Origin of the sequence: Natronospirillum sp., from assembly GCF_022565775.1 — a bacterium.
Taxonomy (GTDB): domain Bacteria; phylum Pseudomonadota; class Gammaproteobacteria; order Pseudomonadales; family Natronospirillaceae; genus Natronospirillum.
This window is the reverse complement of the sequence record NZ_JAIUMC010000001.1, coordinates 20,288-43,999: the sequence shown is the minus strand read 5'-3', so window position 1 is coordinate 43,999 and position 23,712 is coordinate 20,288. Positions and strand designations below refer to the sequence as shown.

The following is a 23,712-nucleotide window of genomic DNA, read 5'->3' as shown; positions in this document are numbered from 1 at the left end:
GCATGAATATGGACTTTGTAGCTGGCGCAATAGGCGAGGCGCTTTCACTTCGTTCGTTTATCGGGATCGGCGGCGGCGTCTTGCTTGGATATATCATTGGCGTGATTCCGGGCCTGAACCGGTCCGTGGCCATTGCCATCGCCATCCCGTTGACGTTTTACATGTCGCCCTTTATCGCCATTTCTTTTCTGATTGGCCTGTCCAAGGGCACCGCAGCAGGCAGCGCTGTTTCGGCCATTCTGTTGAATGCTCCGGGCGAAGCCTCCTCGGCAGCCACCTGTCTTGACGGCTATCCACTGGCGCGCCAGGGGCGACCGAAAACGGCACTGAAGGTGGGGCTGTTTGCCTCCGTGATGGGAGATATCCTGGCCACCACCATCCTGATCTTTGTCGCCATTCCGTTTGCCCGTGTTGCCCTGATGTTCGGCCCCTATGAAATGGCGGCCATCCTGGCTTTTGCGCTGGTATTCATTGCTGGCCTGTCCAGTGGCTCCCTGTTCAAGGGACTGGCGGCCGGTGGTCTGGGGATTTTCCTTGGCACCATTGGGCTGGATGCCCAGACGGGTTTGCCCCGCATGACATTTGGCTATACGGAACTGATGGATGGCATGCCGTTGATTGCGGTAGCCATAGGCACGCTGGCGCTGTCAGAAATGTTCGTGCAATCGGAGCGGCTGCGCTACGAGCGTGACAGCATGTCAGTCAAGCTCGACAACAGTGACAAGGACAAGCTGAGCTGGAAAGAATTCCGGCGTACCATCCCCAGTATTCTGCGTGGCACTGGCGTCGGTACCGTCGTGGGCGCCTTGCCGGGCCTAGGGCCTTCAGTGGGCTCGTTCATGTCCTATGGCATGGCCAAGAAGGCGTCCAAAACCCCGGAACGTTTTGGCCAGGGTGCTCCCGAGGGTATTGCCGCCTCGGAGTCCGCCGACAATGCAGTAATCCCGGCTGCCCTGATTCCGCTGTTCGGGCTGGGTATCCCGGGCAATGTCTCGGCTGCGCTGCTGGTTGGCGCGTTTGCCATTCATGGCATCACTGTTGGGCCGCTGCTGCTGCGCGACGAACCGGAACTGCTGTATTCCATCTTCGCAGGGATGATTGTGGCCAGCCTGATCATGCTGGTGCTGGGCTGGTTTGGCCTGCGTATTTTTGCGCAGATTACCCGTGTGCCGCCGCATATTGTCATTCCGATTGTCATTTTCTTCTGTCTTGCCGGCATCATGCTGCAGGGCTATGGCCCCTTCGGTTTGATTATTCTGGTCGCTTTCGCGTTGCTCGGTTTCGTCATGAAACGCTATGACTATTCGTTCGTGACTTTTCTCGTGGCGTTCATCATAACGCCCATGCTTGAACTCAATTTGCGGCAAAGCATCATCCTATCCCGAGGTGATCCAATGGTGCTCATGAACCGCCCGATTGCCGTCTTCTTCATTGTCTGCACCATCATTGCTTTGTTTATGCTGGCCTGGCGCACGGTGAAGAAAGGCAAGCCAGTTGCCGGTGGAGATCCGGCAGCTTAAACCTCAACACTCATGAAGAGACCCATTATGAATAAGAAACTGATAACAACTACGCTTTCAACGCTTGCCATTGCGGTGGGCGGTATCACCGCTGCGCAGGCTTCTGACTGGCCCGAGCGCCCCCTGACCATGGTCATCGGTTTCAACCCGGGTGGCTCCACTGACATTCAGGGCCGTGTACTGGCCAATGTGATGGAAGACTACCTCGGGCAGCCGGTGAATGTCGTGAACCAGCCCGGCGCCGGCAGCGCCGTGGCCTTCACTCGCCTCGCCAACAACACAGATGAAGGCTATACCTTCCTGTTTGGTGGCACCACGGCACTGACGTTCACACCCATCATCAGTGATGTGGACTATGAAATTGATGACTTCGAATACCTGGCGGCCCTGGCCGTCGGTCAGAATGCCATCGTCACATCGGCGGAGCAGCCATTCGAGACCTTTGATGACATTATAGAATATGGCCGGGACAACCCGATGACCTATGCTCAGCAGACAGCACTGGATCAGGCCATCATTGAGAACGTGGCAGAAGAGGAAGGTCTGGACCTGTCCATCGTACCTACCGGTGGCGGTGGCGGCATGGCCCCGCTGGTGCTGGGCAAGGAAGTTGATTTCGCCTACTCTGGCGGCACGCACGCCCAGTATACGCCGTCCGGAGAAATGGTGGTTGCCGCCTTCCTGAGCGCTGAGCGCAGCCCTTTCTACCCGGACGTGCCGACCCTGATGGAACTCGGTTATGACTACTCCATTGAGGACTACCGGACCATCATCGTACCGGAGGGCATACCTGATGAAGCGCGCGAAGCTCTGATCTCGGCGGCCGAGTACGCCTCCGAGAGCGAGCGTTTCCGTGAAACCACCGAAGACAACACCTTCTTCCCGGTAGTGTTTATCGGTCAGGATGAGATGGAAGACAGTGTACGGCGCATCCGTGCGGCGACAGAAGAAGTCATGGGTGACTGAACAGTCAATCTGACTTTCAAGAAAACCCGCATCTTTCTGGTGCGGGTTTTTTTTGGCCTGGCATCTCCGCTGGATCAAGCGACCGATTCTGGAACTGCACCTCACTATCTTCTGGCTGAGCTTTCTGGCACTGGTGTGATATTCTGCAACCAGTGTGAAATGGCTGTGCTGGCAAAGCCCAGTGCTGCCGACTGTTGAGTGAGGGATGGAGAACTGCAATGTCCAAACACCAGGTACTGGTACTGCATGGCCCCAATTTGAATCTCCTGGGCTCGCGCGAGCCTGAGATCTACGGTCATCAGACACTGGATGACATCAACGAATCGCTGGTCAACCTGGGTGCCGAACTCGGCGTGTCGGTGAATGCGCAGCAAAGCAATCATGAAGGCGTGCTGATCGACACCATTCAGGCCGCTCGCACCGACGGCACCAAGGCTATCATCATCAACCCGGGGGCTTTTACCCACACCTCGGTGGCCATTCTGGATGCACTGAATGCCTTCGCTGGTCAGGTGATTGAAGTCCACCTGTCCAATGTGCACAAGCGCGAAGCCTTCCGTCATCACTCCTATGTGTCGCAGCGCGCGGACGGCGTGATAGTGGGTCTGGGCGCCCGCGGCTATGAACTGGCGCTGCGGGCGCTTGTTGCCTGATCTCAGAAACTGAGCTGCTGGCCCGGCTCTATCTGCCGCTCATCGCTGGCAATCATGCCCAGCGTTGAGCCGGGGTAGACAAGATAGTCCACAGTGCGGGTAAAAAGGAAACCCGTCGCCGGGGCGGTCACCGGCACCCGTTCCGGAGTGTCGCGATCCAGCAGTACGATGTCCCCGATATGCTCGCCTTTCTCGACCCGTTCACCCATGTCCTTGCGGTAGGTGATCAGGCCGTTGTCTGCGGCCTTGATCACCTTCACCTGGTCGACATTGACGGCCACGGTGTCGTGCGCCTGAGGCTGCGGGCTGGCGCCGCTGTCTGACAGGTAACCCTGCTGCTCGAGAAACGCCAGTATGCCTTCGGCGTCACGTCGTGCCAGTTCATCGCTGACGGCCGTGCTGCCGCGCAACTCCAGCGTGGCGGCAAAACAGGGCTCGGCAAAGGGTGCTCCGGTGGCTTCTGCGACCTTGACCCAGGGCTGTGTGTGGGTGCCGTCAAAGGCCACCACACCGCGCACGTCCTCTTCCAGGCGCACCGGAAAGCCCAGGCAGTCGCCCAGTGACTTTCCGGTCTCCCGCTGATGGTCGCCATAGAACACATGCGGCAGGGCTTCGTCGTCACAGTGCAGGTCCAGCATGATGTTGGCGTCCAGAGACTGACTGAGCAGCGCACTGTGCAGGGCCTGGATTTCATAATCGCCACGGTTGTCCAGCGCCATCTGGTGCAGGGTCTCGCGCATCACGCGGTCATTATGCTCGGCGTCGCTACCCAGTTGTTCGCGCACTTTTTCCAGCACGGCATCAGGGTCGACGGACATGCCGCGATTGAAATTCTGGCCGGTAACGGCATCAAAGCGTCCGGGTACATAGCCGAACAGGCGCTGGTTCATGCCCACCGGATTGGCATAGGGCACGATGACGATACGCTGCAGCAGCTTGCCGGCCTGTTCCAGCTTGATCAGTCGTTCGAGCACATGCTGCAACACCAGCAGACCAGGCCATTCGTCAGCATGCAGCGCCGCCTGCAGATAGGCCTTGCGCGGCCCCGACCCGAGTGTGTGAACGGTCAGTGCCCGAGTGTGGCCTGGAGCAGGCGCTGGTAATTCGATGCGCTCGGTGTGCATGGTGACTTCCTCGCTGTAAACATTGCCACGGATTCTACCCAGCCGGATCGTCGGGTAACAGGGCAGGGCGGCTGATTCCTGAAGAGAGTGCAGTAAAGTCGTGTTTACCATGACGGCGCAGATGGCAGGCCCCCAGCGAAAATTTGCGTTATCATGTCGGCCGACTACTACGCCCCCAAAAGCTGCCGACAGAAGCAGCCTATGTAGGCACCCTGTACATGAACGAGGCTATCCATGAAGCAGACTGACCTGTCGAAAAATTCTCAGGCGACCACTCCCAGTTCCCGAAGACCCCTCTATATTCCGTACGCCGGGCCCACCTTGCTGGAAATGCCGCTGCTGAACAAAGGCAGCGCTTTCAGCACGACAGAGCGCCAGGCGTTCAACCTCGCCGGCTTGCTGCCGCAGAATGTCGAGACCATCGAAGAGCAGTCAGAGCGCGCCTACCACCAGTACCAGCAGTGCCAGACTGATCTGGACCGCCACATCACCCTGCGCGCGATTCAGGATGACAACGAGACCCTGTTTTTCCGGCTGCTGGAAGACCACCTCGAGGAGATGCTGCCGATCATCTACACGCCGACGGTAGGCCAGGCCTGTGAAGAGTTTTCCAATATCTATCGCAATCACCGCGGCCTCTTCATTGGTTATCCGGACCGGGAACATATGGATGACCTGCTGCGCTGTGCCACCAAGGATAATGTGCGCGTGATTGTGGTCACCGACGGCGAGCGCATTCTGGGGCTGGGTGATCAGGGCATCGGCGGCATGAGTATCCCGATCGGCAAGCTGTCACTCTATACTGCCTGCGGTGGCATCAGCCCAGCCAACACCCTGCCCATCATGCTGGATGTGGGTACCAACAACCAGGCCTTGCTGGACGATCCGCGCTACATGGGCTGGCGCCACAAGCGCATCGATCAGGAGGAATACGACGCCTTTCTGGAGCAGTTCATACAGGCGGTCAAACGCCGCTGGCCGAATGTGCTGCTGCAGTTTGAAGACTTTGCACAGACCAATGCCATGCCGCTGCTCGAGCGCTACCGCGACGAGCTGTGCTGTTTCAACGACGACATTCAGGGCACCGCGGGTGTCTGCGTGGCTACTCTGCTCGCGGCCTGCAAGGCCAAGGGCCAGGGGATGAAGGACCAGAAGGTGGTCTTTGTCGGAGCAGGCTCTGCCGGTTGCGGTATCGCCGAGCAGATCGTGGTGGCCATGACCGAAGAAGGCCTGAGTGAAACCGAGGCCCGCCAGCGGCTGTTTATGGTGGATCGTCACGGCCTGCTCACCACGGACATGGAAGGTCTGTATGACTTCCAGTTGCGTCTGGCGCAGGACCCGGCCGTGACCAGCGACTGGCCCGGCAACACCCTGATGGATGTGGTGCGGGGCGCACAGCCCACCGTACTGATCGGTGTATCCGGGCAGCGGGGCCTGTTTGCCGAAGATGTCATCCGCGCCCTGCACGAAGGTTGCCCGCAACCGGTCGTCATGCCCTTGTCGAACCCGACTTCGCGCGTTGAAGCCACGCCGGAAGAGGTGCTGAACTGGACCAATGGTCAGGCGCTGATCGCGACCGGCTCTCCATTTGCTCCGGTGACCGTCAACGGCCAGACCTATGCCATTGCCCAGTGCAACAACGCCTATATCTTCCCCGGCATTGGCCTGGGTGTGGTGGCCGTGCGCGCCAACCGGGTGACCGATGCCATGCTGATGGCGGCGTCACGCGCCCTGGCCAACGAGGCGCCGATGGTGAAAACCGGCGAGGGGCCCTTGTTGCCCGCGCTGGAAGACATTCGGGCGGTGAGCAAGGCCATTGCTCTGGCCGTCGGCAAGCAGGCACAGGCCGATGGTGTTGCGCTGCAGAGTGATGAAGAGACGATCAGGGCCGAGATCGACCGTCATTTCTGGGAGCCCCGCTATCGTACTTATCGCCGCCGGTCGTTCTGAGCTTCCGGTTGGCAGGCCGCGTTACACAACAGGAGAAGTCCACATGATCGATTTGCGCAGTGACACGGTAACGCGGCCCGGCCCGGCCATGCGCTCGGCCATGATGCAGGCCGCCGTCGGCGACGACGTCTATGGCGATGACCCGACCGTCAATGCACTGGAAGCGCGGGTGGCTGCTCTGGCCGGCAAGGAGCGCGCGCTGCTGATGCCTTCCGGCACCCAGAGCAATCTGGTGGCGCTGCTGGTGCATTGCCAGCGCGGCGATGAATATATTGTCGGGCAGAGCTATCACACCTACCGTTATGAAGGCGGTGGCGCAGCCGTTCTGGGCAGCATTCAGCCGCAGCCGTTGCCGGTACAGGCGGACGGGTCGCTGGCACTGGCCGATATCGAGGCGGTGATCAAGCCGGACGACATGCACTTTGCCCGTACCCGCCTGCTGGCGCTGGAGAACACCCAGTCGGGCCAGGTGCTGACGCCAGAGTATCAGCAATCGGCGGCCGCTCTGGCCCGCCGTCACGGGTTGGCTGTGCATCTCGATGGCGCCCGTCTGTTCAATGCCGTGGTCGAACTGGGGCAGCCGCTGAGCGACCTGACTCAACCGTTCGATACCGTCAGTCTGTGTTTTTCCAAGGGTCTGGGTACGCCGATGGGCTCGGTGTTGGTGGGCTCGGCCGACTTTATCGAGCAGGCGCGGCGCTGGCGCAAGGTCGTCGGTGGCGGTCTGCGTCAGGCCGGTCTGATCGCAGCCAGCATGGATTATGCGCTGGACCATCATGTGCAACGACTGGCGGAAGATCATCGTCGTGCAGGGCTATTGGCCGAAGCGCTGGGCGACCTGCCCGGTGTCGTCGGCGTGCGCTGGGCCACCAATATGGTCTATCTGGAGCTTGCGTCGGAGGACAGGGGGCTGCGCCTGCAGGATGACCTGGAAGCACAGGGTATATTGATTCGCGGCGGGCAGAGTATCCGCCTGGTGACGCATCTGGATATCAGCGATGAGGATATCGGGCAGGTGGTAAATGCTGTTGGCACGGGACTGCGTGCTGCCTGAGGTATCAGTGCTGTTCAGTGAGGCCGGCTGACGATTCGAGCGTACTGAACTGCAGTTCGGCCAGGTGCCGATACAGCGCATTGTCGCGCATCAGGGTGTCATGACGACCTACCGCGACGGCGCGTCCGCCGTCCATGACCACCAGTCGATCCGCGGCGACCACGGTGGCCAGTCGGTGGGCAATCACCAGACTGGTGCGTCCGACCATCAGTCGATCCAGCGCTTCCTGCACCAGATGTTCGCTTTGTGCATCCAGGGCACTGGTGGCTTCGTCCAGCAGCAGAATGCGCGGGTCTTTCAATAGCGCCCGGGCAATAGCGATACGCTGGCGCTGACCGCCTGACAACTGTACGCCACCCGGACCCAACTGGGTATCCAGCCCCTGCGGCAGCGCCTCGACAAAGGTCAATGCGTTGGCATCGGCAAGTGCCTGCCGCAACCTGTCCCGATCGGCGTGCGGTGCACCATAGAGCAGGTTGTCGGTTACCGTGCCAGTAAACAGCACCGGTTCCTGCGCCACCAGCCCCATCTGCTGGCGCAGTTCGCCCGGGTCCAGTTCGCGGATATCCAAACCGTCCACCAGAATGTGCCCCCGGTTCAGGTCATGAAAGCGCAACAGCAATGACAACAGCGTGCTTTTGCCTGCCCCTGAGGGGCCGACCAGGGCGACTCTTTCGCCCGGGCTGACGCTCAGACTGAAATCTTCTATCGCAGGGCGCTCGCGCTCTGGATAGCCGAAGGTCACTGTTTCAAATTCGAGCGCACCCTGCACCGGCTGAGGGAGTGTTTTCGGCTGCTCCGGCGGCGCTATGCCGGGTTCGGTGTCGATCAGTTCGAGCAGTCTTTCGGCAGCCCCCGCAGCGCGCTGCACATCACCGGCCACTTCGGCCAGGGTGGCCACGGCGCCGGCAGCCAGGACCGCATAGAACACAAAGGCTGACAGTTCACCCGCCGACATGGTGCCGGCCAGCACGGCCATGCCCCCCTGCCAGAGCATGGCGCCGACAGCGGCAAAGACCACCAGCATGGCGGCAGCGGTCAGAAAGGCCCGTTGCCGGGTGCGCTGCAAGGCACTGTCGAAGGCTTCTTCGACGCGCGCCTGATAGCGGATGTTGTCTTCTTGCTCATGATTGAAGGCCTGCACCGTGCGAATGCCAGACAGGGTTTCGGTGGCAAAGCGGCCCAGTTCGGCCACATGGTCCTGACTGGCACGCGACAACCTGCGCACGCGCCGACCGAACCAGACAATCGGTAGCAGGGTGGCCGGGATGCCGATCAGCACCAGCGCTGCCAGCAGCGGCTGAGTGAGCAGCATCAGTGCCACCGCACCCACCAGCATCACGCTGTTGCGCAAGGCCATGGAAATTGACGAGCCGAAGAGGGTCTGCAAGACGCTGGTGTCGGCAGTGAGCCGCGAGGCAATTTCACCCGCACCCTGGGTATTGTCCCGATTGCTCTCGAAAAAGGCCGGTTCCAGGCGCAGCAGATGGGCAAATACCTGCTGGCGCAGGTCTGCAGCCAGCCGTTCTCCAATCCAGGACACCAGATAATAGCGCATGGCGGAGGCACCAGAGAGCACCGCAACCACGCCCAGCATTACGAACAGCATCTGGCGCAACGCGGCAGTATCGGCCGCCACAAAACCCTCGTCGATGACCAGCCGCAGGCCCTGCCCGAGAACCAGCACACTGGACGAAGCAATCAACAGGGCTCCGGCGGCCAGCAGCAGTTTGCTCCGGTAGGGTCGAAGCAGGTGCAGCAGGCGGAGCAGCAAGCGGGGGTCGGCTTTGGCAGTCATGCAGTCATGTTAGCAGCTTCGTGTATTGTCACCTAAGAAAGTGGCTCGATAATCAGATTTTGCTTATGGAGTGCGTTTCTTCATGCGGTCTATTCGGGCAGACTGGTATCTCTCACGCTGCAAACGAGGACCCAGTGCGCGAACAGGTCATCATCATGGCAAAGCAGGCCCCGGGCTGGCTGATTCTGGCCGGGCTACTGCTGCAGATTGTCAGCCTGGTTCCTGGCGTCAATGTCAGCCGCCTTGCCGGCCTGCTGCTTTGGCTGGCCATGGCGTTGCTCTGGCGCACAATACCGACCAACACCCGCTGGCAGGCCGGAGGGCTGGCATTGATCGGGCTGCTGTTGCTGCTGCTGGCCGAGATGCTGTACCGGATCGGATTTGACTGGTCTCAGCTGTTTACCGGCAACCTCTACGTGGTGGCCATGCTGATCGGTGTGAGCTTTGTCGGTCTGATCGGGCGTGACGCCGGCGCAGCTTCAGATCCGGCTATCGGCCGCACCGGGCCGACGGCCATGTTGCAAACCTGGTTTGGCGTGCACTTCCTGGGCATTGTGCTGAACCTGTCGACCATCTTCATGATCGGTGACCGACTGGCACGACAGGGCACACTCAAGTTACCCCAGATTCTGGCTCTGAACCGCGGTCTCTCCAGTGCTGCTCTCTGGTCGCCGTTTTTTGCGTCGATGGGGGTGGTACTGACTCTGGCACCGGAGCTCGAGTACAGCCAGATTCTGATCGTCGGCTTTCCACTGGCCTTGCTGGCCGGTCTGATCTCGACACTCGACCTGCGGCGGCAGTTTGATCTGAGCAATGTGACCGGTTTTTCGCTGTCTCCGCGCAGCCTGCTGATGCCCGTCATGATGGCGGGGCTGGTCATGTTGTTTTACCTGGTGATCACACCGGGCCTGGGCATTGTCAGCATAATCACTTTTCTGATGCCGCTGACCGCCTTGCTCAGCAACGCCCTGCTGAGCCGACACCGGATCTTGCAGCGCATGGGGCAGCATGTGCGCCAGCGCCTGCCCATGATGCGCGGTGAAATCAGCCTTTTCCTGGCGGCCGGTCTTCTGACGCTGGGTCTGTCGACCTTTATTGAAGCCATGACCGGAGGCAATTGGACACTGTTTGCCCGTTTTGGCGTGAGTGAGGCGATTATCAGTCTGCTGGTGATTGTGGGCACTGCGGTCATGGGGCTGCATCCGATCATCGGGATTTCGGTACTGGCGTCCACGCTGCGCCTGGAAGGCTCGGAACAGACGTTGTTCGGGTTCATGGCGCTAGGCGCCTGGGCCGTCGGGACCAGTGTCGGTCCCTTGTCAGGTATCAATCTGTCGCTGCAGGGGCGCTATGGTACCAGTGGCTATCTGCTGATGCGTCACAACCTGGTCTATGGCGCGGTTCTGTTGTCCCTGGTGGTGGTCGCTCTCTGGGTGCTGGGACGCTGACAGAGCCGGGCCTTATGGTCTAACCTGTGACCATGACTGATCATCTTCTGACCCTGATTGCCCACGACCCGTCCCCCAACACCCAGCGCATGGTGACGGCGGTCATGGAAGGCGCGCAGAACTCTGCCATCAGCGGCGTCACGGTGCGCCATCTGCGACCGCTGGAAGCCGGGGCTGATGCGGTGCTGGAGTCCAGCGCCATCATTCTCGGCACCACGGAGAATCTGGGGTACATGAGCGGGGCCTTGAAGGACTTCTTCGACCGCAGCTATTACAGCCTGCTGGACGAAACGGATGCACTGCCCTACGCCACGCTGATCAGGGCGGGCAAGGATGGCACCGGCACGCGGCGGGCCATCGAGAGCATCTGCGGGGGGTTGCGCTGGCGGGCTGTGCAGTCGCCGCTGATCTGTCAGGGCGACTGGGATGAGCAGTTTATCGAGCAATGTCGGGAGCTGGGGATGGCGATGGCAGCCGGCCTGGAGGCCGGCATTTTCTGATCTGGCTCAGGCGCCAACGGCCAGAAACCCTTCCACCACGCGTGGAATGGCCTGCTCGGACAGACCGGCCACATTGACCCGGCCGCCGGCAACCACATAGATGCCGAAATCGTCCTTGAGTTGTTGCAGTTGTTCCGCGCTCAGGCCGGTCACCGAGAACATGCCGCGATGCTGGCCAAAGTAGTCAAACCGGTCGCTGTCCGTGGCTGCGCGGAACTGGCTTACCAGTTCCGCGCGCAAATGATTGATGCGCCCATTCATGCCGTTCAGTTCCTGTTCCCATTCCGCGCGCAAGGCTGGCTCGTTGAGAATCTTCGCCACAATGGCGGCACCATGATCGGGGGGCATGGTGTAGGTGCCCCGAGCCAGGCGCTGAATATGGGCCTTGGCCTTCTGCGCCTGCGCCAGGTCTTCGCCGATGACAATCGCCGCGCCGGTGCGCTCCCGATACAGGCCGAAGTTCTTCGAGCAGGAGGTGGCAATGACCATCTCCGGTACCGCATCGGCCAGCAGGCGCAGACCTGAGCCGTCTTCGTGCAGACCATCCCCGAAACCCTGATACGCGATGTCGACGAAGGGCAGAAAGCCCTGCTTTACTGCCATCTCGGTAATACGCTGCCAGGACTCCATCGAAATATCGGCGCCCGTTGGGTTGTGACAGCAGCCGTGCAGCAGCAATACATCATCCGGGCCGAGCTGGCTGATTTGCTCCAGCATGGCGGATTCGTCCACCTGCTTGGTACTGACATCGAAATAGGGATACTCGCGCACGGTCAGCCCGGCACCCTCCATCACCGGCTGATGGTTCACATAGCTGGGACGGCTGATCCAGACGGTGGCCTCGGGGCGTGCCGTGGCAATCAGGTCCGCCAGCATGCGCAGGGCGCCGCTGGCGCCCGGCGTCTGTATAGCCGCTGAACGGGCATGCCCGGCCGTGCCCTGCAGCAACAGGTCGGTAATCGATTGGTTGAACTGCTCATCACCGGCGAGGCCGACATAACTCTTGCTGGGCTGGGTCTGTGCGAGCTCCACTGCGGCCTTGCGCACTGCCGTCATGATGGGCGTGACCCCTTCGCTGTTGCGATACACGCCAATACCCAGATCGATCTTGTCCGGGCGTGGATCGTCACGAAAGGCCAGAGCCAGCGACAGGATGGGGTCCTGTCCGGGTGCTTCAAGGCGATTGAACATGGTGCGGCTCCCTACAGCAGATGCAGTCATTGGTTGCGCGTTTTATAAGTCCGCTTCCGGAAATTGAATCAGCGGGCCAAAGATGACAGGGCCTGCTGCCCGAGGGAAGCGGTCGCGCACGGAAATCTGGTGCTGATTTATCCTGTCGCAGCGTAAAGTGTCAAGCCGGATGTACTCCGCAACTCGCGGATCAGGCGTCTTCTGTCTGGTCGAGAGCCAGCATCTGTAGCAAATCGTCCAGCGGCATGGGGCGCGCCAGATAGAACCCCTGCACCTCGTCGACCCCCAGTTCACGCACAAAAGCAAGTTGTTCGGCGGTTTCCACGCCTTCGGCGGTGACTCGCATGTTCAACGTCTTGCCGATCTGAACGGTGGCCTGAACCACGGTCAGCGCCGTGGAGTTGCGATCCATATCACGGATAAAACTCTGGTCGATTTTCAGGCGGTCAACGGGCAGTCTGGTGAGGTAGCTCAATGACGAATAGCCGGTACCAAAGTCATCCAGAGAGATGCTGATACCCCGGGCGCGCAGGGACTGCAAGGCGGCAATGACCTGATCCGTGTGCTCGAACATGACCCGCTCAGTCAGCTCAATACCCAGGTTGCTGCCCCAACGGTCCAGTGCATCATCCAGTGGCTGCATAAGCTGATCGAGCGTGTCGTAGTTGAAATGGTGTGCCGAGAGATTGAAGTTGACCCGCAGTTGCGGATGCAGCGCCGTCAGGCGCTCACAATGCAGACAGACCTGCTGGAATACCCATTGGTCAATATCAGCAATCAGCCCAGAGCGCTCGGCCAGAGGAATGAACTGGCTGGGGCTGATCATGCCCCATTCGGTGGGCCAGCGCAGCAGCGCTTCGACGCCGACTATGCGGTTGGAGTCTGCGTCGTGACTGGGCTGATAATGCAGTTCCAGTTCGTTGTTCTTGAGCGCCGCTTCCAGTCGAGTCTCCAGGTCCCGCTCCTGCTGCACCTGCAACTGCATCGCAACCTCGAACACCCGATAGCCTGCCCGGCCAGAGCGTTTGCAGCTGTACAGGGCAAGATCAGCGGCACGCATGGCCGCCTCGGAGATGTCTTCCCCATCGGTCTCCTGCAGTTGCTCACTGAGCACGACGCCCAGACTGGCAGTGACTTTCAGGGCATGTTCCTGATGGCGGTAGGGTTGACTGACCCGGTCGATGATCTCGGTACAGATGGTATCCAGTGCGGTGACGTCTACCGAATGAGGGACGATAATCGCAAATTCGTCGCCACCCAGCCTGAACGGCTCTACCTCAAGAGACAGGGGTGCGCGCAGGCGACGGGCAATTTCCTCCAGCAGGACATCGCCCACCAGGTGCCCGAGTGTGTCGTTGATGTCCTTGAAATGGTCCAGATCAAGGAAAATGACCCCCCAGCCGGCCTGCGCTCCTGTGTCGTCGATGAACTGGCTGATCTCCTGCAACCGGCTCTGAAATCGGCTCCGGTTCAGCAAGCCGGTCAGCGGGTCGTGTTCTGCCAGATAGCGGAAGTTCTCTTCGGCTTCCACCTGCTCGGTGATGTCATGCATCGAGCCCTCAAAAACATCTTCCTTTTGGTTGTCGTGATGCCGGAACTGGGCACTGAGCAGAACCCATATTCGACGGCCGTCCCGGCGTCGCAGGCGCACACGTTCATTGCTCAAATGTCCGTTGTGACGCAGGCGCGCGATTACCCTGTCGCGCGTTCTGCTGTCATCGTAAACGTCTTCCCCGAGGTTCTTCACTGAGGCCAGCAGCTCTTCCGGGCTGGCATAGCCGATAATCTGGGCCAGCATTTGATTGGCTCGCAGCAGCCGACCGTCGGGCAGCGACTGATACAACCCGGCCTGTGCCGAATTGAACAAACGCTCATAGTCACTCTCTGCGCGCTCGCGCGCCAGTTCGGCCTGCCGCAGGGCACTGACATCGGCCACTGTGCCGATGATGTGGGCCAGTTCACCCTCGTCATCCAGAATGGCACGCGCATTCTGCCGCACCCAGACGGTGCGGCCGTCCTTGCCGAACATTTCACACTCGAAGCCAATGACTTCGCCATGTTCCTGCAATTGTCGCAGGAACGCTTCGCGATCAGTCTGATGGCGATAAATGCCCTGGGAGACTTCACCCACCTTGACTTGCATTTCTTCTGGCGTTGCATAGCCGAATAGCCGCGCCAGCGAGCGATTGGCATACACAATTTCGCCAGAGCGGCTGGTCTGGTAAATCCCGTCGACCGAGTATTCCAGTATCCGGCGGTAGTTTTCCCGCTCGGGCAATAGGGTGCAGTACATGATGACAAACTGGTGTGTCTGGTCGCTGTGGGCTTCCCAGCGCAGATAGTGCTTGTCGAATTGCTGCTCAATGAGCCAGGGTATCTGGCTGATCAGCCAGTCATCAAAACGTGACTCCAGTTCGGCGGGCAACAGGGCAGACCAGTCTGGCGCGCTAACGGCCTGACGCAACGATTCGGCTGCCGGCGAGATGTATCTGATCTTGCGCGACTGGTCCAATACCAGGGCACCCAGATCCAGCCGCTGCAAGCTGTGCTGAAGCCGGGACAGTTGGCGTGCCTCTGTGAACTCGGGGTGCTGGTCGTCGGACAAAATAGTTATTATCTAATGCTTGAACCCTACAGCTTAGCAAAAAACGCGGGGCGGCGAGAGTTTCGCTGCAGATGAGGTTTCGGCAGGTCTGATTGACAGCCCCTGCCGTCGGCCGAAAGCCCTGCTTTACCCGCTTGTCGTTTGTGGTTGTTCACCGGTGGCGGCTATACTGCGAGCTGACATTGGACGCCACAGAGAGCAACCATGCGCCAGTCTTTTGTAATTGCAGTCCTTCTGGCTTTCATTCTGGGCAGTTCAGCTCTGGCTGATCCGAGTGAAGAGTTTCGGGTCAATCTGGGGCTGACCTCGCTGGGCGGTGACAGCGGTAATCTGGAAGATGTAGAAGGCCGGTTTGCAGAAGGGGCGATTCTGTTGCGCCGCCAGTTCTTCTCCACACTGGACGTGCCGCTGGCCCTGCGCCTGTCGCGCAAGGATATGCACGACGAGGACGGAATCGGCGATGTGTCTCTGTGGCGCCTGCGGGGCGGACTGGGTTACAGCACCCGACCGTCTTCGGGCGCCGGCGTCTATGTGCAGGGTCAGGTCGAGATTCTACATGCCCGATTTGCTGAAACGGATGTGACACGCGGCTATCCGCGCGCCGAGGCTGGCCTGACCGGCGAGCTGTCGGGTTCACCCTGGCAGCTGGGTGTGATTGCCAGTGGTTATGAAGAAGATGTCGACCGGTTTCCGGTCCTGGGTCATGTGAGCCTGTTTACCGGTCTGCACGAACAGGTGGACTGGGGCCTGACGCTCGAGGGCTCGCACGAGCGCATTGATCTTGCCTTCACCTTCCGCTGGTACTGAGTGCTGGCAATGGGGGAGTCAGTGCGCAGCGCCTATATCCTGTTGGCCCTGTTGTTGGCGCTGTCTGTGCAGCCGGCGCTGGGGTCAGAGCATTCCACGGTCATCCGTGTGGGGGGCGACGACAGCTTTCCCCCTTACGAGTTCATTGATTCCGAAGGCAATATCGCCGGCTACAATGTCGACATGACGCGCGCCATCGCGGAAGTCATGGGTGTCGAGGTGGAAATCGTTCTCGACAGTTGGTCCACCATGCGCCGGGCTCTTGAAGAAGGCGAGGTGGATGTGCTGCAGGGCATGGTCGGAACCCCCGAACGAGAGCTGACCTACTCTTTCAGCGCGCCGTCGACCATTATCAACTATTCCTTCTTTGGCCGCGAAGGCGGCCCGCAGGCGGACAGCCTTGAGGATATTGAAGGGCGGAGTGTGGCAGTGCAATACGAGGGGCTGATCCACGACTATCTGCGTCAGCAGGACCTGGATATCGAGATCGTCACCATGCCGGCCCATTCCGGGGCCTTGCGCCAGGTTGCTTCGGGGCAGAGTGATTTTGCCCTGGGGGCCACTTTGCCCAGCCTGTATTTCAGTCAGGAACATGGCCTGTCCAACATCCGGGCCGTGTGGCGACCTATCCAGCCGCAACCCTATGGTTATGCGGTAATGAAAGGTAATGAAGAGCTGTTGACACTGTTTTCCGAAGGCTTGGCCATTCTGCGCAATACAGGCAAACAACAGGAAATCTATGACCGCTGGATGGGCCCGCTGGAAGGCTCGCCCAGTGATGCGCTGCGTTATGTGGGTTTGATCATTGCTGCAGCCGTGCTGATCACCCTGGTAGCTCTGGGCGTGGGCGCCATCTGGATTCGCACGCTGCAGCGCGAAGTGGAGCGACGCACGCGGGAAGTCAGAGAGCAGCAACAGCAGTTGATCCAGGCTGACAAGATGAGTTCTCTCGGCACCCTGGTATCGGGTGTGGCACATGAGATCAACAACCCCAGTGGCCTGATTCTGCTCAACCTGCCCATGCTGAAGGATGCCTGGCAGGATACCCTGTCGCACATGGATCATTATTATCAGCAGCGTGGCACCTTCCAGATTGCCGGACTCGACTATCAGCGCATGCGCGCCGAGATTCCCTATGTGCTGGATGAGATGAACGAGGGCGCCCAGCGGATCAAGCGCATCGTCAACGACCTGCGTGACTTTGCCCGGCAGGAAGACAGCGACACCCTGGAGGCCATCCGGCTCAACGAGGTGGTGAGAACGGCCACCCGGTTGCTGGATGTCACTATACGGAGTTACACCCACAACTATCGTCTGCACCTGCACCCCACTCTGCCCATGATGATGGGCAATGCACAGCGCATAGAGCAGGTGGTGATCAACCTGATTCTGAATGCCTGTCAGGCGCTGCCGGATCCGGACCACAGCGTACGCGTGGAAACCCGTGTCGACAGCTCAAACCGGAAAATAATCCTGTCCGTACTGGATGACGGGTGTGGAATCCCTGATGACGTGTTGCCGCAGTTGACTGATCCTTTCTTCACCACCAAGCGTGAACAGGGGGGTACCGGACTTGGGTTGTCGGTCTCCGCGGGTATTATCAAAGCCTATAGTGGCGCCATCCAGTTTCATTCAAAGCCCGGAAAGGGCACACGCGTAGACGTATCCTTTCCTGTTGCAACACCGGAGGCCTGATGCAGAACAGCGCTACAGCCAGCTCGGCGGTTACCAGTGGTGCGGGGCTCTACCCGCACTTCGGTATTCTGCTGGTGGACGACGAAGTGTCCTACCAGCGCAGTCTGGCCCTGTTGCTGGAGCGCAAGGCGGGCATCAATCATCTCTATTTCTGTTCGGACAGCCTGCGTGTGATGGACATGCTGGCCGAGCACCCGATCCGCATCGTGCTGCTGGACCTCAATATGCCCAGAAAGTCGGGCGGTCAGCTACTGCATGACATCAATGAGGCCTATCCGGACGTGGTGACGGTGATTATCAGTGGCCTCAACCAGGTGGAAACCGCTGTCGACTGCCTGCGTCAGGGTGCTTTCGATTTTTTCGTCAAGACCACGGAAACAGACAGGCTGCTGGAAGGCATCAAGCGGGCCATCGAGGTTCAGGAGATCAAGTCGGAAAACCAGGCCCTGCGCCAACGGGTACTGAGCCGGCGACTGGATTCGCCCGAGTCCTTTGCCCGCATACTGACCCAGAGCCGCAAGATGGCCTCGGTGTTTCAATATCTGGAGTCCGTCGCAGGGAGCACCCAGCCGTTGATGATCTGTGGCGAGAGCGGCACGGGCAAGGAACTGATCGCCCAGGCCGTGCATGACTTGAGTGGTCGACCTGGCAAGTTGGTCACCGTCAACGTGGCAGGGCTGGATGACCATATTTTCAATGACACCCTGTTTGGCCATCGCAAGGGGGCCTTCACCGGTGCCGACAGCGAGCGCCGTGGTCTGGTGGAGACGGCCGCTGGTGGCACGCTGTTTCTGGACGAAATTGGTGACCTGAGCCCGGGCTCGCAGGTCAAGCTGCTGCGCTTGCTGCAGGAAGGCGAGTACTACCCCATGGGCGCCGACCGCCCGGAGCGCTCGCAGGCTCGCATCTTTGTGGCAACCCATCAGAACCTGGATGCCCTGCAGAAGGAGGGTCGTTTCAGGCGCGACCTCTACTATCGCCTGTGTACTCATCAGGTCCAGATACCGCCCTTGCGCGCGCGTCGCGAAGACATCCGCCTGCTTTTCAGCCATTTTCTCGAACAGGCCGCAGCAGACGTGGGTCGGGAAGTGCCGGAGTTGACTTCCGAAACCTGGGCGCAGCTTCAGAGCTATCACTTCCCCGGCAATGTACGGGAATTGCGCGCCATTGCCTTTGATGCACTCAGTCGGTCAGACAATGGTGAGCTGGCGCCTGAACATCTGAGTCTGATCAGTGATGCCGGTGCTGATGAGCCCGCGGCCAGTGACCAGTCACTGGTGCAGTTTCCGCTGGATCGTCGGTTGCCCAGCCTGGCTGAAATGGACGAGATTCTGATCGAAGAAGCCCTGTTCCGTGCTGACTACAACCAGTCGATTGCGGCACAGTTTTTGGGAATCTCCCAGCCTGCACTCAGCAAGCGCCTGAAGCGGATGCGCAATCCTGAACAGAGCTGATCCCTGTATGCAAAAAGTTATAACGGTAGTCCATAAGTTATAGTTGTCAGACAAGCGCTTGCTTGACCGTGTGGATATCTACAACTCTTTGTTTATAAAAGATTTTTTTCTTCTGCCTTCTGGCCTTGTGAAGCCAGGGCAGTAATCCGGTCCACACATTCCAGCCGCCGCTATTCCATTGGTTATAGTTGGCGCCTTTCCACCCATGCGTCTTCTTCTCTTATTAAGCCAATAAAAACAATGACTTGCGCTATTTTTACAGAGTTGGCACCGGCCTTGCTAAATCTACAGCAAGTAACAGCGAATAAAAGCATAAAACACAGAGAGACGCCTCAACCCCATAAAAAGGCTCGCAGAAGCCTTGCTGATCAACTGGAGATGCCATGACCACAGTACTGACCTGTTTCTATTTCTCTCCCTAGCGTTAGAGCCCTGGCGCATTCAATGCGCTCATGGGCCGTTGGCAGCCTGTAGCACCGCGGGCTGCCATTTCAGAACTGTCCATGCGGTTTGGGCCCTGCGTTGCAGGGCCCCTTTTTTTGTCTGTCAAAACGACTGCCGGCCCGATTTCAGCATCAATCCTTCTCCAGAACCGTCCCCATTCTTTGCAGCGCCTGCTCAAGCTGAGCCTCGGGGCAGCCCAGGTTGAGCCTTACAAAACCTGGGGCCGCAAAGGGTGCCCCATCAGACACCATGACCCCTGCCGTCGCGAATCGTTCTGCCAGGGTTTCTGCCTGCGGCCAGGCGCGCATGTCCAGCCAGGCCAGAAACGTCGATTGTGGTCGCTGGTAGCCAAGCTGCGGAAACTCCTGCAACCACACCTCCAGACGATCAAAGTTGCGGTTCAGGTGTGCGCGCAAGGCGGCCAGCCAGGCATCGCCTTCTGCCCAGGCGGCTTGCGCAGCAATCAGCCCGGCATAGCTGATGTCCGGCAGCAGGCCTCTGGCCTGTTGGCGGAACTGCTGACGCAGTTGTGGGTTAGGTATCACGGCTACGGCGCAACACAACCCGGCTATATTGAATGTCTTGCTCGGTGCCAGCAGCGTCACCGAACGCTGGGCGGCGTCCTGATTCAGGCTCACATAGGGGATGTGGCGGTGCTGATCATCCAGCCGCAGGTCCGACCAGATCTCATCGCTTATCACCAGCAGATCGCGTTCGGCAGCGACCTGATGAATGGCCTCCAGTTCTTCCCGGGTATACACATGGCCGGTTGGATTCTGCGGATTGCACAGAATCAGCGCCCGGGTATCCGGGTTTAGCGCCTGGGCCAGCGTGTCTGCTGGTCCGGCATAGTCGATCTGCTCGCCTAGCGTGTCCAGCCACTGCATCGGCCGCCCGCGAATAGTCCCCATCTGACAGATGGGTGGGTACACGGGCGTATGCGTGGCCAAGCCTTCGTGGTGCCCAAGCCAGGCTTCTATTGCCACGTTCATGCCTGGCACCACACCGGGAATCCAGACCAGCCAGTCTCTCTCCGGAGTCCAGCCATAGTGGCGGTCGCACCAGCGCAGAAAGGCCAGCACCAGATCCTCCGTCACCTCGCCATAGCCCAGCATGCCATGTTCAGCCATGGTGCGCAGTGCAGCCTGCACCGCCGGCGGTGCAGGCAGATCCATATCGGCCACCCACATGGGGATCAGGTCGGCCTGTTCGGCCGCCGCCCATTTCTTGCTGGCCATACCACGACGGTCGACCAGAGCGCTGAAATCGAAGGCAGGGGGTGCTGAGTCGGTCATGATGGTCCTTGTGGTGTCTGCTACCTCGGCCGGCTGCGCAGGTCATACTCGCGCACGGTATAGACCGAGTGGCTGGCGTGTTCCAGTTGTTCGCGTACGACCCAGCGCTCCCGGACAATGCCGGCCTTGGGGGACACCCAAAGTGTTTTCTGGAACCGATATGAATCGGTGTCAGTGTCGTAGCGCTGATTGTCTTCATTGTTGCCGCGGATGCGCACCACATAGGTTTCGATGTCGATCAGGCGAGTCTCCAGCATTTCGGTGTGCAGCACCTCGACTTCGGCGTAGGTTGGCCAGGTAGTGACGATACCCGGGTAGTCGAACTGGATTTCAAAACGGTCACCCACTGCAATCTGCTGGCGCAACAGCCGCGCTCCGGCGTCGCCAGCAATCCGCTGGCCGCCTTCGCTGTACCAAAGCAAATCCTGTTCAGTGTCGCCAAAGCCATAGTGAAAGCTGCGGGTGAAGTCCTGTCCGTCGGTCACGCGATGCCGGTCGGTTACCCTGTACTGGGTGCTGAGCAGTTCCGAAGTGGTCGTGGTCGCCTCGTACTGGCGCTCCATCCGACCCCGATACAGTTCGCCAAGCGGGTCATTGGGCAATGGGTTGCCCTGTTCGGTGCGCGACTGCACCTGCCAGACAAAGTCGTATTCGTTCTGCAACTGTTCTGGCTCCGCCGGAAACTCGTCGGCTCCGTTCAAACGGACAGGGTCTGGCTGCTCCACCTCGAAATCGCAGGCAGAGATCAGAAAGCTGCAGAGCAGAGCCAGGGCAAAATTGGGAATCTTCTTCATTGTCGACTGCGCGGATCATCATCCCGACGGGCCATCCACCAACTGACCATAAAGGCGGTCAGAAGCAGGCTTATCCCCAGGAGTGATGCAATCAGAATGGCCATGATGTTTGCTCCTTGCACTGGCAGTTTGCTGTTGTCGTACTCAGTTAGGCGCTGATCATAACCCAAGGGATGGCACTCCGGGGAGTCCCAAGACATGGGATTTTTGGTCAAGCCAATGCCTTTGTCAAAACAGCTTGACGCGAATTTGACGGGCTTCTGATGCCCAACTATAAGTATCAAGGGATCGATGCCAACCTGCCCAGGCCCGTCATGGACGCATTTCGCCCTCCCTGTGCGTCCTGACAGACAAGAATCACGATAACGCGCAATCGCGAATCAGATTGCGACAGGCTGGCCCGATGCCATTTGATAATCATTACTTGTCATGAGGAGTTATCCTATGAAGACCCTGCCATTGATGTCTTCACCAGGCTCTGCATTTCGACCCCTGCTTATTCCCTTGGCTGCGGCCGGCATATTGTTGATCACCGGCTGTGAAAGCGGGAGCAGCAGTTCCAGCGAGGAAGTCGGAAGTGGAGACACCAATCCGCGTCTGCTGACCTCCATCAACACGTCTGCAGCGGTCGATTCGCAAACGCCCAATGCGCTGCGCAGTGGTGACCCGGTTTCCGGAAACAGCCTGATACTGGGACGCTCAGACGGATTTTCTCCCAGAAATTTCAATGCGTTTGAATATTGTGAAGGTGAACATGGTGCAGGCACAGCCAAATTCAACGCCTGTGACATGAGCTACCAGTTGAAGGAAACGTTTTTCACCGGTGGTGGCGTGACGGAAATTCGCCAGTCGCTGCAGAGAATTGACGAGGCCATTGAGCCCTATTTGAACCCGGAACGCTATTATGGCTGTGCCGATCCGGACTCGGATGACTTTGTCGAGGCGACTGTTTCACCCACGCTGGAATTCCCCAATGGGGATGATATCTCCGACGTCGGCATCCCGGACAGCATCGCAGTCAACTGTTTGCTCGAACTGGAAGGCGAGGACGGTGTGCCGACAAAATGGGTCGCCATGGGCATCGACGATGACAGCACCATTACCGTTGTCGAGGGCAACAACGAAGGGCTCAACACCTATTTCCTGACCGTCACTGTGGAGGGTGATATCGACGCCTGGTTTACTGTGGGCACAGCACCGGAAAGTTTCAACACGGATGGCTCAGAAAAGGATGTAGAGCTTCAGACTGATGGCGATGGCATGGAGCGGCCCAATGAAGTCTATACAGGCTCGACCGGGCTGTATCGGGTGTATTCCGATTCCAGCTCCGGGTTGATTCAGTTGTCCGTGGTGGGCAACGGCGGCATGGGTCGCGGTGGTTGCGGTATGCGTGCCATCACGGATGGCCAGTACATGTACTTCAACGGCAATATCAACGGCGCCATGGGCCAGTGTTTTGTGGATGATGATGCGTATAGAGCGGAAGACTTTGAAGCGGATCATGTCGAATTCGAGGTCTGCATGACAGTGAGTGATGACCAGTTTGAGTTCCTTGATAACCTGGAGGATTGCGCTGCGCGAGGTTTGGCGCCTACCAATGAGACCAATGGAGGCGGCGATACTGAAAACGTGTCGCTGGACGAAATCTTCAATATCGACTTGATCACCCGAGAGCAGTTCAAGCCTTTCAACGTAGGCCTGATGTTCACCGACCCACCGCGCCTCAATGGGTCTGATACCGTCATGACCGACACCGGGTTTGCTGATGTGCTGCCGCCGGAACCCAACAGCGCCACGCTGGCCGGCTATCAGCGCGGCGACCTGTTCTTCCGGGTCGGTGAGCAGTCAGATGCAGCGCGCGGCTTCTGTGATGAGACGGATGAGGTGGTTGTAGAGGCTTCCATGACGCTGACTGTTGCCGACTTCTCCGAAGAGGCGCTGGGCAACTTTGACGGTGCCGCCGTGCGTCAGGTGGTGGTGAATGTCTCCAGTGGCTTGCGGGAGTCTGGCTCTTTCAGCTACTGGGCCGACTATGACCTGGAAATCGAGGTGAAGCAGGGGGACGCCACTATAACCACCTGGAGCAACCAGACCACCCCGTCTGATCGCGGTCCGCTTCGGTTGTCAGCAGATCTGCAACCCGGGTTTTCTCTGGCTTCGGATGATGTGCTGACCATTACCATGAAAGGGACGGCCGAGTACAAATGCAGTGCGGAGCTGGCCAATCGGTATGCCGTGGCCCGCCCGTCTCTGGGCCGCGCGAGTCTGCGCTATTACTGGGAAGCCGAAACCGATTGATCGGCAACCATTGAGTTGACCTGGGCCTGGCCTCATCATGCCCGGGGTCAACTCACTCTTGGAATCATAGGGTCAGGCCGTTTTGGTGTTATCCTTCAGGTTGGCAGACCTCCTGA

The 23,712-nt window shown here is 59.3% G+C and carries 17 protein-coding genes; 11 read left to right on the top strand and 6 right to left on the bottom strand.

Annotated elements, in window-relative coordinates; genetic code table 11:
• Positions 1-2 precede the first annotated feature (2 nt).
• The 3 genes from LAT62_RS00180 (at position 3) to aroQ (ending at position 3,139) form a co-directional block, all read left to right on the top strand.
• Positions 3-1,520 carry a tripartite tricarboxylate transporter permease gene (locus LAT62_RS00180; protein WP_293377061.1) on the top strand — a complete coding sequence of 506 codons (1,518 nt, stop codon included), beginning with the start codon at positions 3-5 and terminating at the stop codon, positions 1,518-1,520.
• A gap of 27 nt (positions 1,521-1,547) precedes the next feature.
• Positions 1,548-2,486: a tripartite tricarboxylate transporter substrate binding protein gene (locus LAT62_RS00175; RefSeq protein WP_293377058.1), complete on the top strand. Its 939-nt coding sequence runs from the start codon at positions 1,548-1,550 to the stop codon at positions 2,484-2,486.
• Between the two features lie 218 nt (positions 2,487-2,704).
• Positions 2,705-3,139, top strand: a complete 435-nt coding sequence (gene aroQ / locus LAT62_RS00170) for a type II 3-dehydroquinate dehydratase (RefSeq protein WP_293377055.1) — start codon at positions 2,705-2,707, stop codon at positions 3,137-3,139.
• A gap of 2 nt (positions 3,140-3,141) precedes the next feature.
• On the opposite strand, the gene LAT62_RS00165 is transcribed toward aroQ, so the two are convergent.
• Positions 3,142-4,263, bottom strand: coding sequence for a succinylglutamate desuccinylase/aspartoacylase family protein (locus LAT62_RS00165; RefSeq protein WP_293377052.1), 1,122 nt, complete (start codon positions 4,261-4,263; stop codon positions 3,142-3,144).
• A 234-nt stretch (positions 4,264-4,497) separates the two neighbouring features.
• Between LAT62_RS00165 and LAT62_RS00160 the strand changes: the two genes are divergently transcribed.
• Positions 4,498-6,213 carry an NAD-dependent malic enzyme gene (locus LAT62_RS00160; protein WP_293377049.1) on the top strand — a complete coding sequence of 572 codons (1,716 nt, stop codon included), beginning with the start codon at positions 4,498-4,500 and terminating at the stop codon, positions 6,211-6,213.
• Positions 6,214-6,256: 43 nt separating this feature from the next.
• Positions 6,257-7,267, top strand: coding sequence for a low-specificity L-threonine aldolase (gene ltaE / locus LAT62_RS00155; RefSeq protein WP_293377046.1), 1,011 nt, complete (start codon positions 6,257-6,259; stop codon positions 7,265-7,267).
• A gap of 4 nt (positions 7,268-7,271) precedes the next feature.
• Here ltaE and LAT62_RS00150 read toward each other — a convergent pair whose 3' ends face one another.
• Positions 7,272-9,065 carry an ABC transporter transmembrane domain-containing protein gene (locus LAT62_RS00150; protein WP_293377043.1) on the bottom strand — a complete coding sequence of 598 codons (1,794 nt, stop codon included), beginning with the start codon at positions 9,063-9,065 and terminating at the stop codon, positions 7,272-7,274.
• Between the two features lie 155 nt (positions 9,066-9,220).
• Here LAT62_RS00150 and LAT62_RS00145 point away from each other — a divergent pair, with 155 nt between their 5' ends.
• Both LAT62_RS00145 and LAT62_RS00140 read left to right on the top strand, forming a co-directional pair.
• Positions 9,221-10,513, top strand: coding sequence for a hypothetical protein (locus tag LAT62_RS00145; RefSeq protein WP_293377040.1), 1,293 nt, complete (start codon positions 9,221-9,223; stop codon positions 10,511-10,513).
• A 32-nt stretch (positions 10,514-10,545) separates the two neighbouring features.
• Positions 10,546-11,013 carry a flavodoxin family protein gene (locus tag LAT62_RS00140; protein WP_293377037.1) on the top strand — a complete coding sequence of 156 codons (468 nt, stop codon included), beginning with the start codon at positions 10,546-10,548 and terminating at the stop codon, positions 11,011-11,013.
• 6 nt (positions 11,014-11,019) lie between these two features.
• Here the strand turns inward: LAT62_RS00140 and LAT62_RS00135 are convergent, their stop codons facing one another.
• Positions 11,020-12,204: an amino acid aminotransferase gene (locus tag LAT62_RS00135; protein WP_293377034.1), complete on the bottom strand. Its 1,185-nt coding sequence runs from the start codon at positions 12,202-12,204 to the stop codon at positions 11,020-11,022.
• Between the two features lie 190 nt (positions 12,205-12,394).
• Entirely contained in the window at positions 12,395-14,809 is a 2,415-nt protein-coding gene (locus LAT62_RS00130; RefSeq protein WP_293377031.1) for a bifunctional diguanylate cyclase/phosphodiesterase, read from the bottom strand.
• Between the two features lie 204 nt (positions 14,810-15,013).
• Here LAT62_RS00130 and LAT62_RS00125 point away from each other — a divergent pair, with 204 nt between their 5' ends.
• Genes LAT62_RS00125 through LAT62_RS00115 form a run of 3 tightly spaced genes read left to right on the top strand, consistent with a single transcriptional unit; the run spans position 15,014 to position 18,765 of the window.
• Positions 15,014-15,616: a hypothetical protein gene (locus LAT62_RS00125; RefSeq protein WP_293377028.1), complete on the top strand. Its 603-nt coding sequence runs from the start codon at positions 15,014-15,016 to the stop codon at positions 15,614-15,616.
• A gap of 9 nt (positions 15,617-15,625) precedes the next feature.
• Positions 15,626-17,311: a transporter substrate-binding domain-containing protein gene (locus LAT62_RS00120; RefSeq protein ID WP_293377025.1), complete on the top strand. Its 1,686-nt coding sequence runs from the start codon at positions 15,626-15,628 to the stop codon at positions 17,309-17,311.
• Positions 17,311-18,765 carry a sigma-54 dependent transcriptional regulator gene (locus LAT62_RS00115; protein WP_293377022.1) on the top strand — a complete coding sequence of 485 codons (1,455 nt, stop codon included), beginning with the start codon at positions 17,311-17,313 and terminating at the stop codon, positions 18,763-18,765. The genes LAT62_RS00120 and LAT62_RS00115 overlap by 1 nt, the downstream gene beginning before the upstream one ends.
• A gap of 575 nt (positions 18,766-19,340) precedes the next feature.
• Here the strand turns inward: LAT62_RS00115 and LAT62_RS00110 are convergent.
• On the bottom strand, positions 19,341-20,504 hold the full coding sequence (locus LAT62_RS00110; RefSeq protein ID WP_293377019.1) for a MalY/PatB family protein: 1,164 nt from the start codon (positions 20,502-20,504) through the stop codon (positions 19,341-19,343).
• A gap of 20 nt (positions 20,505-20,524) precedes the next feature.
• Positions 20,525-21,298, bottom strand: a complete 774-nt coding sequence (locus tag LAT62_RS00105) for a hypothetical protein (protein WP_293377016.1) — start codon at positions 21,296-21,298, stop codon at positions 20,525-20,527.
• Positions 21,299-21,742: 444 nt separating this feature from the next.
• Here LAT62_RS00105 and LAT62_RS00100 point away from each other — a divergent pair, with 444 nt between their 5' ends.
• Positions 21,743-23,596 (top strand): hypothetical protein, encoded by a 1,854-nt coding sequence (locus LAT62_RS00100; protein WP_293377013.1) that lies wholly within the window; start codon positions 21,743-21,745, stop codon positions 23,594-23,596.
• Positions 23,597-23,712: the final 116 nt, after the last annotated feature.

Excerpts from the sequence above, each read along its gene's own strand:
- LAT62_RS00180 (WP_293377061.1), top strand. The coding sequence starts at position 3 with ATGAATATGGACTTTGTAGCTGGCGCAATAGGCGAGGCGCTTTCACTT.
- LAT62_RS00175 (WP_293377058.1), top strand. The coding sequence starts at position 1,548 with ATGAATAAGAAACTGATAACAACTACGCTTTCAACGCTTGCCATTGCG.
- aroQ (WP_293377055.1), top strand. The coding sequence starts at position 2,705 with ATGTCCAAACACCAGGTACTGGTACTGCATGGCCCCAATTTGAATCTC.
- LAT62_RS00165 (WP_293377052.1), bottom strand. The coding sequence starts at position 4,263 with ATGCACACCGAGCGCATCGAATTACCAGCGCCTGCTCCAGGCCACACT.
- LAT62_RS00160 (WP_293377049.1), top strand. The coding sequence starts at position 4,498 with ATGAAGCAGACTGACCTGTCGAAAAATTCTCAGGCGACCACTCCCAGT.
- ltaE (WP_293377046.1), top strand. The coding sequence starts at position 6,257 with ATGATCGATTTGCGCAGTGACACGGTAACGCGGCCCGGCCCGGCCATG.
- LAT62_RS00150 (WP_293377043.1), bottom strand. The coding sequence starts at position 9,065 with ATGACTGCCAAAGCCGACCCCCGCTTGCTGCTCCGCCTGCTGCACCTG.
- LAT62_RS00145 (WP_293377040.1), top strand. The coding sequence starts at position 9,221 with ATGGCAAAGCAGGCCCCGGGCTGGCTGATTCTGGCCGGGCTACTGCTG.
- LAT62_RS00140 (WP_293377037.1), top strand. The coding sequence starts at position 10,546 with ATGACTGATCATCTTCTGACCCTGATTGCCCACGACCCGTCCCCCAAC.
- LAT62_RS00135 (WP_293377034.1), bottom strand. The coding sequence starts at position 12,204 with ATGTTCAATCGCCTTGAAGCACCCGGACAGGACCCCATCCTGTCGCTG.
- LAT62_RS00125 (WP_293377028.1), top strand. The coding sequence starts at position 15,014 with ATGCGCCAGTCTTTTGTAATTGCAGTCCTTCTGGCTTTCATTCTGGGC.
- LAT62_RS00120 (WP_293377025.1), top strand. The coding sequence starts at position 15,626 with ATGGGGGAGTCAGTGCGCAGCGCCTATATCCTGTTGGCCCTGTTGTTG.
- LAT62_RS00115 (WP_293377022.1), top strand. The coding sequence starts at position 17,311 with ATGCAGAACAGCGCTACAGCCAGCTCGGCGGTTACCAGTGGTGCGGGG.
- LAT62_RS00110 (WP_293377019.1), bottom strand. The coding sequence starts at position 20,504 with ATGACCGACTCAGCACCCCCTGCCTTCGATTTCAGCGCTCTGGTCGAC.
- LAT62_RS00105 (WP_293377016.1), bottom strand. The coding sequence starts at position 21,298 with ATGAAGAAGATTCCCAATTTTGCCCTGGCTCTGCTCTGCAGCTTTCTG.
- LAT62_RS00100 (WP_293377013.1), top strand. The coding sequence starts at position 21,743 with ATGAAGACCCTGCCATTGATGTCTTCACCAGGCTCTGCATTTCGACCC.